Genomic DNA, 16361 nt, shown 5'->3' with positions numbered 1-16361 from the left:
GGGGCTCCCGTACGAGCGGTGTACGGGTCGGTCCAGTGAATCGGAGGCAAAGGAATTCCTGAACCTTTGAATCCAGATTGTTACTTGAGGTTTGCTTGAGGTTCCATTGTCGGGTTCATATTTTTCCTGCCTGACACCCGGGGCTGCTGCCCGGAAACAGCCGTGTCACACTCATCCCATGCGCGTGTATCTCGGCTCCGACCATGCGGGCTTCGAACTCAAGAACCACCTCGTCGACTGGCTCAAGGCGGCCGGTCACGACCCGGTCGACTGCGGCCCCCACATCTACGACGCCCAGGACGACTACCCGCCGTTCTGCCTCCGCGCCGCCGAGCGCACCGCCGCCGACCCCGAGTCCCTCGGCATCGTGATCGGCGGCTCCGGCAACGGCGAGCAGATCGCGGCGAACAAGGTCAAGGGCGTCCGGGCCGCCCTCGCCTGGAGCGAGGAGACCGCGTCGCTGGGCCGCCAGCACAACAACGCGAACGTGGTCGCGGTGGGCGCCCGCATGCACACCACGGAGGAGGCGACGAAGTTCGTCGAGACCTTCCTCGCCACGCCGTTCTCGGGCGACGAGCGCCACCAGCGCCGCATCGACATGCTGTCGGCCTACGAGACGACGGGCGACCTGCCGGCGATCCCGGCCCACCACCCCCAGCAGTAGTCTCCGGCGGGTGCGCGGCCGGGTGCGGGTGCGTGGGGGGCTGGTCGCGCAGTTCCCCGCGCCCCTGGGCGGCCGACCTGGACGCGACTTCCAGGCCCGCCCCCACCCGCGGACGAGTCAAGGAGCGCCGCCGTGCCAGAGGGGCACACCATCCACCGCCTGGCACAGGACTACGCCGAAGCCTTCACCGGCACGAAACCCCGCGTCACCAGCCCCCAGGGCAAGTTCTCCGACGCCGCCGAACTGCTCACCGGCTCCGAACTCACCCGCACCGAGGCCCACGGCAAACACCTCTTCCTCGGCTTCCGCGCCACCGACTGGGTCCACATCCACCTCGGCCTCTTCGGCAAGGTCGCCTTCGGCGCCGCTCCCGCGCCCCCGCCCACGGACACGGTCCGTCTCCGCCTCGCGAACACCACGGCGTACGTCGACCTCCGCGGCCCCACGACCTGCGCCCTGATCACCCCCGCCGAGAAGCGGTCGATACACGACCGCCTCGGCCCGGACCCCCTGCGCCCGGCCGCCGACCCGCAGGCCGCGTACCGGCGGATCTCCCGCAGCCGTACGACGATCGCCGCCCTGCTGATGGACCAGAAGGTCATCGCGGGCGTCGGCAACGTCTACCGCGCTGAGGTCCTCTTCCGGCACCGCGTCGACCCGTACCGCGCGGGCAGGGACATCACGCCCGCCGAGTGGGACGCGATGTGGGCCGACCTCGTCGAGCTCATGCGCGAGGGCGTGCGCAACAACCGCATCGACACCGTCCGCCCGGAGCACACCCCGGAGGCGATGGGCCGCCCGCCCCGGGTCGACGACCACGGCGGCGAGGTCTACGTGTACCGCAGGGCCAACCTGCCCTGCCATCTCTGTGGCGGCGAGATCCGCACCGCCGATCTCGCCGCCCGCAACCTCTTCTGGTGCCCCACCTGCCAGAAACCCTGACGGCGGGACCCCGGGGACCCTAGAAGCCGTGCGGCAGCCAGGGCGCCACCGCCGACCCGAACCCCACCGCGGCCTCGGCCAGCGCCCCCTGCCGCACCTCCCGCACCAGCCCGGCCCCCGCCAGCGAGGCGAGGCTCACACCACCGAGATAGGCCGCCCCCAACTCCCGTACGGACAGGGCGAGATCGGGCGAGTCCGTCGTACGGTCGCAGGTCGCGCCCTTCGCGTCGCCGCTGAGCCGCCAACGCCCGCTGTTCCAGGGGCAGAAGGCGTCCTCGACCTCCAGCACCACGTCCACCGGCGCCTGATAGGTCCGCGCCTCCAGCGCCGCCCCGACGTCCACCAGCCGCACGTGCAGCGAGTCCCGCACCAGCAGGGAGCAGCGCCGGACGTCGGAGACGAGGTACTGCCAGGCCTCGTCGACCGGCCGCCGCCGGACGTCGATCCGCGAGGTGAGGTCGAGGTCGAACAGGAACCGCCAGAGCGCGCCGTGCGTGGCCGGATCCAGCGCCTCCAGGTCGGAGACCACCACCGTGCCCTTGGGCCCGGCCGCCTCCCAGTCCGCCTTGACCCGGTAGCGCACGAAACCCACGACCTCCCCGTCCCGCTCCGCGACCACGCACTGCAGCGGTGACGCGCCGTCCCGGTCGCTCTCCGCGTCGAGCAGCCACAGCCGCTCCCAGCCCGGAACCCGCGCGACCATCCCGGGCCGCCGGGGCACGAGCCGGGCGTACACCGCCTCGCACGCGTCGAGCACGTCGGCGGGCGCCGCGTACCGCAGGCGTACGTCGTCGGTGCCGGGCGGCACGGACAGCCTGACCCGGGTCGTGTCGATGTCGGCGTTGAGGTGGTATGTGCCGACGCCGTACCCGAACCGGCCGTAGATCACCGGCTCGGAGGCCGTGAGCACGGCCAGCGGCTCGCCCCAGGAGCGCACGTCGTCCAGCTGGCGCCGCATCATCGAGGTGAGCACCCCGCGCCGCCGGTGCGTGCCGGCCACGCCGACCATGGTGACGCCGGCGGCGGGCACGGAGGCTCCGCCCGGCACGGTCACCCGGAAGCCGAACGCCCCCGCTGTGCCCACGCAGCGCCCGCCGTCCCAGACGCCGATGGAGCGGTCGTACGCGGTGAGCTCACGCCACAGCTCCCGTTCCTCGGCCGACTCCGGAACCCCGCCGAAGGCGCGGATCAGGTTGCCGTACCACTCTTCCCAGTCGTCCTGCCGAAGCACCCGCAAGTCAGTCCCCATGAACCATGCCTACCAGGGCATTGCGGGACGAGCGAGGGAATTTCGGGGAGCCCGTCGTGAGCAGGGGCGCGTACGGCCCTTGAACAGCTGTGAAGTTGAACCTCGCACGGGGGACAAGTCGTACCTCCTGTGCCAAGCAGGGGGTTCGACGGATAAGGTCCCGAACTAATGGCAGCAGGACGAGAGCGGCGCGCGGCAGCCGATACGTTCACGGCCCGGTTGAGGATGCAGTGGCACCGGGTCCGCGTCGGCCTGCGCAGAAGTGCCGTGGACTACTTCCGCGGCGACGGCTCGGACTGGGTCGCGCTGGCCGGCCTGCTCCTGACCGTCCCGATGATCGCGGCCGTCACTTTGATGAACTCGGTGTGGTGCTCACCCGCCGCACTGGTCCTCCCGATCGTCGCCGGCGGGCTGCTGCTGCGCCCGGCGAGCCTGCTCGGCCTGTACGCGGCGGCGGCGACCGCGCTGATCGTGGAGTCGGTGCAGCTGGGGCCGTACACCGAGGGCCCGTCCCGGGTCACCCCCGGAGTGGTTCTGGTCGTGGCCGCCTGTGGCTCCTTCGGACTGCTGATCGCACAGTTCCGCAGCCGGGTCGGAGTGCCCTGGCGACGCGGCGGGACCATGCTGTTCGACCTGCGCGAACGCATCCGGGTGCAGAGCAAGCTGCCGCAGCTGCCGCACGGCTGGCACCGGGAGATGGCGCTGCGGCCGGCGGGCGGCCAGTCCTTCTCCGGCGACTTCGTGGTCGCGGCCCGTACGAACGGCGGCCGGACACTGGAGGTCGTCCTGACGGACGTCTCCGGCAAGGGCATGGACGCGGGGTCGCGGGCGCTGCTGCTGTCCGGGGCCTTCGGCGGCCTGCTGGGTTCGCTGCCCCCGCACGCCTTCCTGCCCGCCGCGAACGGCTATCTGCTCCGCCAGGACTGGGACGAGGGCTTCGCGACCTCCATCCACCTCGTCCTGGACCTCGACTCCGGCGACTACGAGCTCTACTCGGCCGGCCACCCGCCGGGGCTCCAGCTCAGCGCCGGCAGCGGCCGCTGGGAGGAGAAGGCCGCGGAAGGACCCCTCCTCGGGGTCTACGACGGCGCCCAGTTCGACCCGGTGAAGGGCTCGCTCCGGCCCGGTGACGTGCTGATGCTCTTCACCGACGGTCTGGTGGAGACGTCCGACCGGGACATAGTGGAGGGCATAGACCGTCTGACCGGCGAGGCCGACCGCTACGTGGCGGGCGGCTTCCACGGCGCCGCCTGGCACCTGATCGAGGCGGTCGCCAAGGACGTCAACGACGACCGGGCGCTGCTGCTGATCTCGCGCGAGGGGCCGACGGCCCAGGCGATGCCGCGCTAGGCAGGTGGGGTTTACCCCCGCCCGGATCCGCCAGCCGTCCTCATCGCACCCCCACCCCTTCGCTCCGTAGGTTCAAAAGGACACCAACGGACCGAAGGGACACGTCATGCCAGCCGAATGGGCCGTAGAACTGCACGGAGTCACCCGGCGCCACGGCCGGGGCGGCTCCGCCGTCCACGCCCTGCGCGGCATCGACCTCACCCTGCCGCCCGCCACCTTCACCGCGGTGATGGGCCCCTCGGGCTCGGGGAAGTCCACCTTCCTCCAGTGCGCGGCCGGCCTGGACCGCCCCACGTCCGGGACCGTCCGCCTCGGCGGTACCGAGATCACCGGCATGAAGGAGAACAAGCTCACCGCGCTGCGCCGCACCCGCCTCGGCTTCGTCTTCCAGGCCTTCAACCTGCTCCCGTCCCTCACGGTCGAGCAGAACGTCGTCCTGCCGATGCGCCTGGCGGGCCACCGCCCCGACCGCCGCCGCACCGCCGAGGTCCTCGCCCAGGTCGGCCTCACCGACCTGGCCCGCCGCCGCCCCGGCCGGCTCTCCGGCGGCCAGCAGCAGCGCGTCGCGATCGCACGGGCCCTGGTCACCCGCCCCGACGTGGTCTTCGCCGACGAGCCCACGGGCGCCCTGGACACCACCACGGCCGCGGAGATCCTCGCCCTTCTGCGCACGGCGGTCGACGCCCAGGGGGCCACCGTCGTCATGGTCACCCACGACCCCTCGGCCGCCGCCTGGGCCGACCGCGTCCTGTTCCTGGCCGACGGCGAGATCGTCGACCACCTGGACCGCGCCCCCGCCGACCGCATCGCCGCCCGGATGACGAGCCTCACGACACCGGCCTACGCGGGAGCGGCGGCGTGATGCACCTCCCCAACGGTCTCGCTCGCGCCGCCGTCCGCTTCCGACCGGCCTCCTTCGTCGGTACGTTCGTCGCGCTCGCGCTGGCCGCGCTGATCGTGTCGGCCTGCGGCATCCTCCTGGAGACGGGCCTGCGGGCCGCCGTCCCGCCCGAGCGCTACGCCGGCGCCCCCGTCGTGGCCGCCGCCGACCAGAAGGCCCACTACGGACACGGGGACAGCGCGGACAGCGAGCCGGTCCCGGACCGGGCCCGCCTCGACGCCGCCCTGGTGGCGAAGGCGGCCACGGCCCCCGGCGCCCGCACGGCCGTCGCCGACATCACCTTCCCGGCCCGCTCGCCCCGGGGCCCCGTCACCGCCCACAACTGGGCCTCCACCGCCTTCACCGGCGACCGCCTCACCGCGGGGAGCGCCCCCGGCCCCGGCGAGGTCGTCCTCGCCCACGCCGACGTCGGCGACCGCGTCACCCTCACCACCCCCACCGGCACTCGCACGTACCGCGTCTCCGGTACGACGGGCACCGGCACGGCCGTCTGGTTCGCGGACTCCGACGCCGTACGGCTGTCCGGGCATCCCGGCCGCGTCGACGCCGTCGCCGTCCTCCCCGAGCCCGGCGTCGGCACGGGCACCCTCGCCGCCCAGGTCTCCCACCTCCTCGGCGAGCGCGTCGAGGTGCACACCGGTGAGGACCGGGGAGCCGTGGAGGACCCCACCCTCGCCGAGGCCAAGGAGACCCTCGTCGGCATCGGAGGCTCCTTCGGCGGGATCGCGGCCATGGTCGCCGTGTTCACGGCGGCCGGGGCCGTCGCCCTCGCCGTGGGCCAACGCGCCCGCGAGTTCGCCCTGTTGCGTGCCATCGGCGCCACCCCGCGTCAGATCCGCCGCACGATCGCCACCGAGGCCCTGCTGGTCGCCCCGCTCGCGGGACTGCTCGGCTGTCTGCCCGGGATCGGCCTCGCGGCCTGGTGGCTGGGGCAGTTGAAGGACAAGGGCGCGGTGCCCGAGGCCGTCGACCTGTCGGCCGGCTGGATCCCCCTGGTCACCGCCGTCGGTACGGTCCTCCTCACCGCCCTGGCCGCCGGCTTCATGGCCGCCCGCCGCAGCTCGCGCATCAAGCCGGGCCAGGCCCTGAGCGAGGCGTCCGTGGAGCGGCTGCGCTTCGGCTGGATCCGCACCCCGCTGGGCCTCGCGGCCCTGGCCGGAGGGTTCGTCTGCGCGGGCCTGGCCGCCTCGCTCACCGGCGAGGACGCGGCCAACGCCTCCCTCGGCATCGTCATGCTGTTCATGCTCGCCGTGGCACTCCTGGGACCCCTGGTCGCCCGGCTGTGCGCCGGCCTGTTCGGGCTCCCGCTGCGCGGCGCGGGCGCCCCGGCCTCCCTCGCCGCCGCCAACTTCCGCACCAACGCCCGCCGTCTGGCCTCCGCGATCACCCCGATCGTGCTCGCCATGGCCTTCTCGTCCGTCCTCGTCTTCATGCACACCAGCGAGGACCGCGCCACCGAACGGCAGCAGCACGCGGGCATCCTCGCCGACCACATCGTCACCGCGGACCCGGGCCTGCCCCCGGACGCCGTACGACAGGCCGCGCGCACCCCCGAAGTCACCGCGGCCGTCGGCCTGTTGAGGACCTCGGTGCTCGTCCCCGCGTCGGGCGGCGGACTCACCCCGGCCTCGACGCAGGGCGTCACCGGCTCCGCACGCGACCTGGCCGCCGTGCAGGACCTGGACGTGAAGGAGGGCCGACTCTCCCTGAAGCAGGGCGAGATCGCCGTGGACGCCTCCGTGGCCGACAGCGCGAACCGCGGGATCGGCGACCGTCTGCCGGTCCGCCTCCCCGACGGCACCAGGACGGAACCCCGGATCGTGGCGACGTACGGACGCGGCCTGGGCCTCGCCCAGGTGACCATGGCGCGCGCCGACCTCGCCACCCATGTCACCTCCGCCTTCGACACCGAACTGTGGACGAAGGGCGGAACTCCGGCCGCTCTCAGGGGATTCGGCACCGTCTCGGACCGCGCCGACTACACCACCGCCCAGTCCGTCGACCGCGAGCTCAACGCCTGGGCCAACACGGTCATGGCGGCCCTCCTCGGCGGCTTCGCGGCCGTCGCCGCCGTCAACACCCTGGTGATGACCGTCCTCGGCCGCCGCCGCGAACTCGGCACGCTGCGCCTCATCGGCTCCACCCGCCGCCAGGTGCTGCGCATGATCCGCTGGGAGGCCCTCCTGGTCGCCCTCGCCGGCATCGTCCTCGGCACGGCCATCGCGCTCGCCACCCTCGTCCCGATGATGAAGGGGCTGACGGGGGAGGGGCCGTACATACCGCCGCTGGTCTACGGCGCCTTCGCGGGCACGATCGTCGTGCTCGGCCTCACCGCGGCCGGCCTCCCGGCCCGCGCCGCACTGCGCCGGGACACACTGGACGAGTGAACCGACTGACGCTCGCCGAAGTAGAGGCCACCGCCCGCGCCGCCCACGCCCACCAGACCGACAAGGCGGGACGGCCGTACGCCGAACACCTCCAGGCCGTCGCCGAGGGCGTACGCGCGCGGGGCGGTGACGACGACCAGATCGCGGCGGCCTGGCTGCACGACTCCGTCGAGGACGACGCGCTCTCCGCGCGGTGGCTCGAGGGGGCCGCGCTGAGCCGGCGCACGAAGGACATCGTGCTCGCCGTCACCAAGCGTGCCGGGGAACCGCCCGAGGCGTACGCCGGGCGCATCCTGGCGACCCCGGGGGCGCTGCTGGTGAAACAGGCCGACCTGGCCCACAACGCGGACCCGGTGCGCCTCGCCGTCCTCGACGGGGCGACGCGGAGCCGACTGACCGAGAAGTACGCGGGAATGCGCGCGCTTCTCGGTCTGCCGACGCCGGACTCCGACTAGACGCCTGCGGTCTCCCGGGGAGCCGCCGCCTTCTGCTCGCGCCCCCGCGCCACCTCGGCCGGCTCCCGGCGGAACGCCCAGTTCATGTCGGGCTCCATCACGCACCGGAAGACCCGGCGCACCGGTGAGGTGCACAGCGCGGTGACGGCGACCGCGGCCACAGCGCTCACGAAGAGCTCACCGGCGGGCCGGTGCAGCCAGGCGGGGTCGAACCAGCCCGCGAAACCGGCGCCCTTGATCAGGAAGCCGTGCAGCAGATAGCCGTAGAGCGTGCCCGCGCCGAGCGCGGTGAACCACATGCGCCGCCCGGGCACCCAGGCGAAGAAGCAGGCCGTCAGCAGCAGCGAACCGCCGAACATGGCCAGCACCATGACCGGTCCCGTCCACCAGGGCGCGCCCATCTCCTGGGCGGCGTTGCGGTGATAGAACCACTCGGTGTCCATCCGCGGCACCGCCCACCAGCCGACGGCGAGGGCGGCCGCGAACACCGGCACCGCCGCGATCCGCACCGCACGCCGGCGCACCATCCGGAAGTGCTCGGGCTGCATGACCAGGCCCAGTACGAAGTACGGCAGGAACTGCAGCACCCGCTGGAGGTCCAGGTCGTCGCCGATGTCCGGGGTCACGGACGCCAGCATCGCGATGCCGAGCGCGAGCGGCAGCGGCCACCGCACCAGCTTCCAGACGGGCGTGGTCAGCCGCCAGATGAACAGCGCCACCAGGAACCAGGTCAGGAACCACGGATCGAGGAGGCTGATCTCCATGCCGGGGTCGTGGTCGGCGTACCGCTTGAAGAGGGAATAGGCCGTCTCGAAGACGATGTACGGCACCGCGACACCTGTGACGAGCCGCTTCAGCCGGTCCGGGCGCATGTCGAAACTACGCGAGAAGAAACCGGAGATGACGATGAACGCCGGCATGTGGAACGAGTACACCACCGTGTACACGCCCTCCAGGATCCGGCTGTCGCCCTTGAGCGGCTCCCAGGAGTGCGCGACGGCCACCAGGACGATCGCCAGGTACTTGGCGTTGTCGAAGAAGGCGTCACGCTGTCTGCCGGGCTCGGTTCGCGGGCTCTGCGGCGGGCGCGGACGGGGGACGGCGTCGGCGGCGGCTGGAAACATCTGAGGCACCCTAGCCCCGGCTGTGTGTTTCCGTAAAACCAGCTGTCTCGTGGCTGGTTGTTCACTTCTGAGCCCCTCTCAACAGGGCTGTATTGTCAGGATTAATCCCGCTGAAATGCCGCATAATCGCCGCGTCCGCACATCTGTGTCGATGCCTCGAATTCCCTGCGGACGGAATGTGCGGACGCGGTGGGCGCGGACCGAAAGGAACCGGCCAGGGGGTGCGGCGCGTGTATCGGCATGGCCAAACGTTGGCTCAGCGGCCGCATATGCGGGCCGCGTTGGTGGCACGATGGTTCTGGCGGGGGTCGCGAGGTCGCGTCCCCGGGCCGGGAGAGCGGGACCGACCGAGGGTGTGATCAGTTGTGGCCATTTCGCTGTCAGTGGTGCTGCTGTTGGGGATCATCCTGGTGGTGTTGATGCGGGGAGGCTCCATCAAGGCCGGCCCCGCCATCGTCGCGGTGCTCTTCGGCTTCTTCCTCGCCTCGACCGGCATGGCCGACGACATCCAACGCTTCCTGGACTCGATAGCGGACACCATCAACTCGATCCAGTTCTAGGCCCGCGCCGCCGTCCGTCCCCACGGGCGCCCGGCGCCGCTTCGGCGGGGGGAGGACGTGATCGAGGACAGCGCCCACCGCCGTCACCGCACCCACGAGCAACAGGACGACCGAGGTGATCCGCAGCATTCCCCCGCCGTACAGGGCCTGGTAGCCGAGCCAGGCCGTACTGACGCACGTCATCAGGATGCTGCCGAGCCGCTTCAGCCACGGAGCCACGCCCACCCCCGAGTCGGTCCCGCCCGCACACCGGGCGCCCGAGTGTGACACGCCCCGCGAGAGCACGGGGCAGGGCCCCCGGAAACACTCAGGGCCAGGCGGAGGAGTGATCCTCCGACCTGGCCCTGAGCCGTATGGAGCGGGCGACGGGAATCGAACCCGCGTAGCTAGTTTGGAAGACTAGGGCTCTACCATTGAGCTACGCCCGCACAGCACGCGCCGCGGTCCCCTGACCGACGGCACGACAGCATCGTACCGGGTCGTCACCCTTCGTCGCACACCGCTTGTGAACGGGGCCGCCGCGCCGGCCGGCCGCACCGGGGATCACCGCCCGCCGGACACCGTGAAACGTACGGACCCCTCCCGGCGGAGCCCTCGTCGCACGTCCGTGGTCGCCGCCGTCGCCGGAGAGGGCGTTTCCCGGGCCCGGTGGGCGGTGACGGCTGGTTTCCGTGAGACCGGTGGGGCGTGCGCCGCCGGGGTGCGGCGGGGTGGTTCCGGCCGGGGCTCGCGAAATGCGGCAACCCCGCTGCCTGCGGGCATGTACCCTACGTGTCGCACCAGACGGGGTGTGGCGCAGCTTGGTAGCGCGTCCGCTTTGGGAGCGGAAGGCCGTGGGTTCAAATCCCGCCACCCCGACCACCTGCGTGATCACCTCGCGCGAGCCGGTCCGTGATCGCCTTTGGGGCGTGTCGCCGCTGCCGTTACTATGCAAGCTGCACGCCCGTGTGTCTCTCCTACTAGAAGTCCTCCGGGCGGCTATCCGCCGGAGCCGTTCTGGCCCCGGCAGAATCCGAGAAGTCAGCCACAAGGAGACCGAACCGTGAAGAGCGCCGTGGAGACCCTGAACCCGACTCGGGTTCGGCTCAGCATCGAGGTGCCCTTCGAGGAGCTCAAGGACAGCCTCGACGCGGCGTACAAGAAGATCAACCAGCAGGTCACGGTGAAGGGCTTCCGGAAGGGCAAGATCCCGGCCCGCGTCATCGACCAGCGGTTCGGCCGCGGTGCGGTGCTGGAGGAGGCCGTCAACGACGCGCTTCCCAAGTTCTACACCGAGGCGGTCAACGAGGCCGAGATCGACGTCCTGGGCCAGCCCGAGGTCGACATCACCGAGCTGAAGGACGGCGAGACGCTGAACTTCACCGCCGAGGTCGACGTCCGCCCGTCCATCGAGATCCCGGACTACTCCGGCATCGAGGTCGAGGTCGACGCGGTCGAGGTCAGCGACGAGGACGTCGACAAGGCCGTGACCGAGCTGCGTGAGCGCTTCGCCTCGACCTCCCCGGTCGAGCGGGCCGCCGAGGACGGCGACGTCGTCACCATCGACCTGGAGGCCAAGGTCGACGGCGAGGTGCTGGAGGACGGCGTCGCGAGCGGCGTCTCCTACACCATCGGCTCCGGCGAGCTGCTGGACGGCATCGACGACGCCGTGAAGGGCCTGGAGGCCGGTGGCGAGGCCACCTTCACCTCCGAGCTCAAGGGCGGCTCCGCGGCCGGCAAGGAGGCCGAGGTCACCGTCAAGGTCACCCAGGTCGCCGCCCGCGAACTGCCCGAGCTGGACGACGAGTTCGCGCAGCTCGCCTCCGAGTTCGACACCCTCGACGAGCTGCGGGCCGACAGCCGCAAGCGCCTCGAGAACATGAAGCAGTACGACCAGGCCACCCAGGCCCAGGAGCGCGTCCTGGAGAAGCTCCTGGAGCTCGTCGAGGTGCCCGTCCCCGAGAAGCTCCTCGAGGACGAGATCAACACCCGCAAGCACAACCTGGAGCACCACCAGCTCGGCCAGATGGGCCTCGACCTCGAGAAGTACCTCGAGATCCAGGGCAAGACGGCCGAGGAGTTCGACACCGAGACCAAGGACGCCGCGGTCAAGGGCATCAAGACCCAGTTCGTCCTCGACGAGCTCGTCAAGCGCGAGAAGCTGAACGTCAACCAGGAGGAGCTCACCGAGCACCTCATGCGCCGCGCGGCTTCCTCGGGCATGTCCCCCGACCAGTTCGCCCAGGCGGTCGTCGAGGGCGGTCAGGTTCCGCTCCTCGTCGGCGAGGTCGCCCGCGGCAAGGCCCTGGCCGTCGTGGTCGAGGCCGCCACGGTCAAGGACACCAACGGCGAGGTCGTCGACCTGGACGACGACGAGGACGAGACGGCCGAGACTGTCGAGGCCTCCGCCGAGGAGACCCCGGCCGAGGACCAGGCCGAGGACAAGACCGAGGCCTGATCGCCTACGGCGCCTTGAATGTCGTACGACGGGCCCTGGGAGCATCCGCACCCAGGGCCCGTCGGTCTACCCAGGGGGCGCGGGGCCGTATCGATGTGCGGCGCCGCCCAGGGGCGCGGGCGACCACCCGCGACCCGCACCCGCCCACGCACGGCCGTGGTCCCGGCGAATAAGGCAGCATCCCCCCGCCGGAGGCTCTACGCCCCCGGCGAACAGCCCTCTATCCGGGATTCCCCGAAGGGACCAGCGCGTTAGGGTCCCTTGATAGGGAAACGTGAGACGGCCCGGCGCCGTCGTAAGACGAGCAGGTGGATACGTGACGAATCTGATGCCCTCCGCCGCCGGCGAGCCTTCCATCGGCGGTGGCCTCGGCGACCATGTCTACAACCGGCTGCTCAACGAGCGGATCATCTTCCTCGGCCAGCCGGTCGACGACGACATCGCGAACAAGATCACCGCACAGCTGCTGCTCCTTGCCGCCGATCCGGACAAGGACATCTACCTCTACATCAACAGCCCCGGCGGATCGATCACCGCCGGCATGGCGATCTACGACACCATGCAGTACATCAAGAACGACGTGGTGACCATCGCCATGGGGCTCGCGGCCTCCATGGGCCAGTTCCTGCTCAGCGCGGGCACCCCGGGCAAGCGCTTCGCGCTTCCCAACGCCGAGATCCTGATCCACCAGCCCTCCGCCGGCCTCGCCGGCTCGGCCTCGGACATCAAGATCCACGCCGAGCGGCTGCTGCACACCAAGAAGCGCATGGCCGAGCTCACCTCGCAGCACACCGGCCAGACGATGGAGCAGATCACCCGCGACTCGGACCGCGACCGCTGGTTCGACGCCTTCGAGGCCAAGGAGTACGGCCTCATCGACGACGTGATCGCCACGGCCGCCGGAATGCCGGGCGGCGGCGGCACCGGGGCCTGAGCCCCATGCGAGGCCGTACAGCCCTCGCACAGCCCCTCAGCCGACCGCCACAGCCCCTAGGAGACAGACAGTGAACGACTTCCCCGGCAGCGGCCTCTACGCCCGCACCGAGGCCGAGTACACCGGCCCGCGTGCCGAGTCCCGCTATGTGATCCCCCGCTTCGTCGAGCGCACCTCGCAGGGCATCCGCGAGTACGACCCGTACGCGAAGCTCTTCGAGGAGCGCGTGATCTTCCTCGGCGTGCAGATCGACGACGCCTCCGCCAACGACGTCATGGCGCAGCTGCTGTGCCTGGAGTCGATGGACCCCGACCGGGACATCTCGGTCTACATCAACAGCCCCGGCGGCTCCTTCACCGCGCTGACGGCCATCTACGACACCATGCAGTTCGTGAAGCCCGACATCCAGACGGTCTGCATGGGTCAGGCCGCCTCGGCCGCCGCCATCCTGCTGGCCGCCGGTACGCCGGGCAAGCGCATGGCGCTCCCGAACGCGCGCGTGCTGATCCACCAGCCCTACAGCGAGACCGGTCGCGGTCAGGTCTCCGACCTGGAGATCGCCGCCAACGAGATCCTCCGGATGCGTGCCCAGCTGGAAGACCTGCTGGCCAAGCACTCCACCACGCCGATCGAGAAGATCCGCGAGGACATCGAGCGCGACAAGATCCTCACGGCCGACGACGCCCTGGCGTACGGCCTGATCGACCAGATCATCTCCACCCGGAAGATGAACAACGCCGCCGTCCGCTGACGCGGACCCGTAGGATATGCCGCCCCTTGGCACAGTGCACGTCAAAGTGAACCCTGCCAAGGGGGGCCCGAACGGGGGGCCCGGCAAGGTACCGTCGGACATAAGGCAGCACCAGGAGCCGCTGGACCTAGGCGTCTCCCAGGCGAAGGGGAAGCACACCGTGGCACGCATCGGTGACGGCGGCGATCTGCTCAAGTGCTCGTTCTGCGGCAAGAGCCAGAAGCAGGTCAAGAAGCTCATCGCAGGGCCTGGTGTGTACATCTGCGACGAGTGCATCGATCTCTGCAACGAGATCATCGAGGAAGAGCTCGCCGAGACGAGCGAGGTGCGCTGGGAGGAACTCCCCAAGCCCCGCGAGATCTTCGAGTTCCTCGAGGGCTACGTGGTGGGCCAGGACGCGGCCAAGAAGGCCCTCTCCGTGGCGGTGTACAACCACTACAAGCGCGTCCAGGCCGGCGAGAACGGCGGCGGCAACGGCCGTGACGACGCGATCGAGTTGGCGAAGTCCAACATCCTCCTGCTGGGCCCCACCGGCTCCGGCAAGACACTCCTCGCGCAGACCCTGGCCCGCATGCTGAACGTCCCGTTCGCGATCGCCGACGCCACGGCGCTCACCGAGGCGGGCTACGTGGGCGAGGACGTCGAGAACATCCTGCTCAAGCTGATCCAGGCGGCCGACTACGACGTCAAGAAGGCCGAGACCGGGATCATCTACATCGACGAGATCGACAAGGTCGCGCGGAAGAGTGAAAACCCGTCGATCACGCGGGACGTGAGCGGCGAGGGCGTGCAGCAGGCCCTGCTGAAGATCCTGGAAGGCACGACCGCCTCGGTCCCGCCCCAGGGCGGCCGCAAGCACCCGCACCAGGAGTTCATCCAGATCGACACGACGAACGTCCTGTTCATCGTGGGCGGTGCCTTCGCGGGCCTGGAGAAGCTCATCGAGTCCCGTGCGGGCGCCAAGGGCATCGGCTTCGGTGCGACGATCCGCTCCAAGCGCGAGCTGGAGGCCAAGGACCAGTTCGAGGACGTCATGCCCGAGGACCTGGTCAAGTTCGGCATGATCCCCGAGTTCATCGGCCGTCTCCCGGTCATCACGAGCGTGCACAACCTGGACCGGGAAGCCCTCCTCCAGATCCTGGTCGAGCCCCGCAACGCGCTCGTCAAGCAGTACGAGCGCCTCTTCGAACTCGACGGCGTGGAGCTGGACTTCGAGCGCGCGGCGCTGGAGGCCATCGCCGACCAGGCCATCCTCCGTCAGACCGGCGCGCGCGGCCTGCGCGCCATCATGGAGGAAGTCCTCCAGGGCGTCATGTACGAGATCCCGTCCCGCAAGGACGTGGCCCGCGTCGTCATCACCGCGGACGTGGTCCACTCCAACGTCAACCCCACGCTGATCCCGAGGGACGCGCGCGGTCGGGGGTCGGGCGAGCAGAAGACGGCGTAACGCCACCCGCAGGACATGTGAAGGGGCCCCGGTCGACCGACCGGGGCCCCTTCACATGTGCCGGGTGCGTCAGGCCTTGACGCGCACGTCGTTGCGGAGCTTGGCCGTCAGCGCGGCCGCGTCCTCCATGGTGGTGCTCTTGCCCTCCGCCAGGCCGGCCAGGTCGAACGACAGCACGTAGGTGACGGTGCTGTGGTCGGCCCAGATGCAGAACGGCATCGTCACGCTCTGCCCGGACTCACTGGTCTTGATCTCCTGGCACTTCAGGACGCCGTTCTCGAAACCGGCGGGCTTGAACTCCTTGGGGCTGCCGACGAGTTCGCCCTCGCTGGAGCTCTTCGACGCCTCCGTCTTCATCTGGCCGAACATCGCGTCGATGACCTTCTCCGGGTCGTCGATGCTGCCGTACACACCGGCGAACGTCAGGTTCTTCGAGGTCAGGCCCGAACCCGCGGTGTAACTCGCGCTGATGTCCTTGGGGTTGTCCACGCCCCAGGACTCCGCGTCCTTGATGTCGTCGTCGGTCATCCCGCCGGCCCCGGCGTCGGAGCCCTTCTTGTACTCCCCGTCGAGGACGGTCGCCGGCGCGGTCAGCTTGTGCGCCCCGTCGTCCTTGATGTCCGACCCGCCGCCGCCGTTCCCGCCCCCGCCGATCACGAGGTAGGCGCCGACCCCGATCGCGGCCACGACGGCCACCGCACCGAGGATGATGCCGATCTTCTTGCCGTTGCCGCCGCCCGGCGGCGGGGGCTGCGGGACGCCGTAGGGGGCCTGGCCGTACGGCGGCTGCTGCCCGTACGGGGCCTGCTGGCCGTAGGGGGCCTGCGGCTGCCCGTACGGCGGGGTCTGCGGAGGGACGCCGCCCTGCTGCGGATAGCCGTAACCGGGCTGGGGCTGCTGACCCTGCGGCTGCTGCTGACCCTGCGGCGGCTGCTGGGGGTAGCCGGGCTGGCCCGGAGGCGTCTGCGGGGCCTGCTGGGGGTAGCCGTAGCCGGGCTGGGGAGCCTGCGGGGCCTGCGGCGGCTGGCCGTAGGGGCCCGGCTGGCCGTACGGCCCGGGCTGCTGCGGCTGCCCCGGCTGCTGGGGCTGCCCGTACGGGCCCGGCTGGTTGTGACTCATCTCTGGGTTCCCCTCCAGATGCTTATGTGTTCCTGACATCC

General features: G+C 70.9%; 14 protein-coding genes and 2 tRNA genes. 12 read left to right on the top strand and 4 right to left on the bottom strand.

Annotated elements, in window-relative coordinates:
- The first annotated feature begins 178 nt into the window (after positions 1-178).
- Together IOD14_RS37335 and IOD14_RS37330 are read left to right on the top strand one after the other, a co-directional pair.
- Positions 179-664, top strand: a complete 486-nt coding sequence (locus IOD14_RS37335; protein ID WP_123989237.1) for a ribose-5-phosphate isomerase — start codon at positions 179-181, stop codon at positions 662-664.
- Between the two features lie 132 nt (positions 665-796).
- The gene (locus IOD14_RS37330; RefSeq protein WP_212672619.1) at positions 797-1606 is read left to right on the top strand and encodes an Fpg/Nei family DNA glycosylase; all 810 of its coding nucleotides are present in this window, start codon (positions 797-799) and stop codon (positions 1604-1606) included.
- Positions 1607-1625: 19 nt separating this feature from the next.
- On the opposite strand, the gene IOD14_RS37325 is transcribed toward IOD14_RS37330, so the two are convergent.
- Positions 1626-2855 carry a GNAT family N-acetyltransferase gene (locus tag IOD14_RS37325; protein ID WP_212672618.1) on the bottom strand — a complete coding sequence of 410 codons (1230 nt, stop codon included), beginning with the start codon at positions 2853-2855 and terminating at the stop codon, positions 1626-1628.
- A 168-nt stretch (positions 2856-3023) separates the two neighbouring features.
- Here IOD14_RS37325 and IOD14_RS37320 point away from each other — a divergent pair, with 168 nt between their 5' ends.
- The 4 genes from IOD14_RS37320 (at position 3024) to IOD14_RS37305 (ending at position 7948) form a co-directional block, all read left to right on the top strand.
- Positions 3024-4205: a PP2C family protein-serine/threonine phosphatase gene (locus tag IOD14_RS37320; RefSeq protein ID WP_123989235.1), complete on the top strand. Its 1182-nt coding sequence runs from the start codon at positions 3024-3026 to the stop codon at positions 4203-4205.
- Positions 4206-4311: 106 nt separating this feature from the next.
- On the top strand, positions 4312-5067 hold the full coding sequence (locus IOD14_RS37315; RefSeq protein ID WP_212672617.1) for an ABC transporter ATP-binding protein: 756 nt from the start codon (positions 4312-4314) through the stop codon (positions 5065-5067).
- Positions 5067-7493: an FtsX-like permease family protein gene (locus IOD14_RS37310; RefSeq protein WP_212673484.1), complete on the top strand. Its 2427-nt coding sequence runs from the start codon at positions 5067-5069 to the stop codon at positions 7491-7493. Before IOD14_RS37315 ends, IOD14_RS37310 begins: the two co-directional genes overlap by 1 nt.
- On the top strand, positions 7490-7948 hold the full coding sequence (locus tag IOD14_RS37305; protein WP_249126167.1) for an HD domain-containing protein: 459 nt from the start codon (positions 7490-7492) through the stop codon (positions 7946-7948). The genes IOD14_RS37310 and IOD14_RS37305 overlap by 4 nt, the downstream gene beginning before the upstream one ends.
- Here the strand turns inward: IOD14_RS37305 and IOD14_RS37300 are convergent.
- Positions 7945-9072: an acyltransferase family protein gene (locus IOD14_RS37300; RefSeq protein ID WP_212672616.1), complete on the bottom strand. Its 1128-nt coding sequence runs from the start codon at positions 9070-9072 to the stop codon at positions 7945-7947. The genes IOD14_RS37305 and IOD14_RS37300 overlap by 4 nt on opposite strands.
- A gap of 365 nt (positions 9073-9437) precedes the next feature.
- Here IOD14_RS37300 and IOD14_RS37295 point away from each other — a divergent pair, with 365 nt between their 5' ends.
- On the top strand, positions 9438-9632 hold the full coding sequence (locus tag IOD14_RS37295) for a hypothetical protein (protein ID WP_020136157.1): 195 nt from the start codon (positions 9438-9440) through the stop codon (positions 9630-9632).
- Between the two features lie 354 nt (positions 9633-9986).
- Here the strand turns inward: IOD14_RS37295 and IOD14_RS37290 are convergent.
- Positions 9987-10060, bottom strand: a tRNA-Gly gene (locus tag IOD14_RS37290).
- A 356-nt stretch (positions 10061-10416) separates the two neighbouring features.
- Between IOD14_RS37290 and IOD14_RS37285 the strand changes: the two genes are divergently transcribed.
- The 5 genes from IOD14_RS37285 to clpX all read left to right on the top strand — a co-directional run bounded on the left by IOD14_RS37285 (position 10417) and on the right by clpX (position 15201).
- Positions 10417-10493 (top strand) — tRNA-Pro (locus tag IOD14_RS37285).
- 181 nt (positions 10494-10674) lie between these two features.
- The gene (gene tig / locus IOD14_RS37280) at positions 10675-12069 is read left to right on the top strand and encodes a trigger factor (protein ID WP_123989231.1); all 1395 of its coding nucleotides are present in this window, start codon (positions 10675-10677) and stop codon (positions 12067-12069) included.
- A gap of 328 nt (positions 12070-12397) precedes the next feature.
- Complete coding sequence (locus tag IOD14_RS37275) at positions 12398-13003, top strand: ATP-dependent Clp protease proteolytic subunit (RefSeq protein WP_174269302.1); 606 nt, start codon at positions 12398-12400, stop codon at positions 13001-13003.
- 70 nt (positions 13004-13073) lie between these two features.
- A complete protein-coding gene (locus IOD14_RS37270; protein WP_020136160.1) occupies positions 13074-13754 on the top strand; it encodes an ATP-dependent Clp protease proteolytic subunit in 681 nt (226 codons plus the stop codon).
- Between the two features lie 160 nt (positions 13755-13914).
- Entirely contained in the window at positions 13915-15201 is a 1287-nt protein-coding gene (gene clpX / locus IOD14_RS37265; RefSeq protein WP_123989229.1) for an ATP-dependent Clp protease ATP-binding subunit ClpX, read from the top strand.
- A gap of 69 nt (positions 15202-15270) precedes the next feature.
- Here clpX and IOD14_RS37260 read toward each other — a convergent pair whose 3' ends face one another.
- A complete protein-coding gene (locus tag IOD14_RS37260) occupies positions 15271-16320 on the bottom strand; it encodes a hypothetical protein (protein WP_123989228.1) in 1050 nt (349 codons plus the stop codon).
- Positions 16321-16361 lie beyond the last annotated feature (41 nt).

Source organism: Streptomyces sp. A2-16, assembly GCF_018128905.1.
GTDB lineage: Bacteria > Actinomycetota > Actinomycetes > Streptomycetales > Streptomycetaceae > Streptomyces.
Note: the sequence above shows the minus strand (reverse complement) of the source record. Positions and strands in the feature narration are given on the sequence as shown.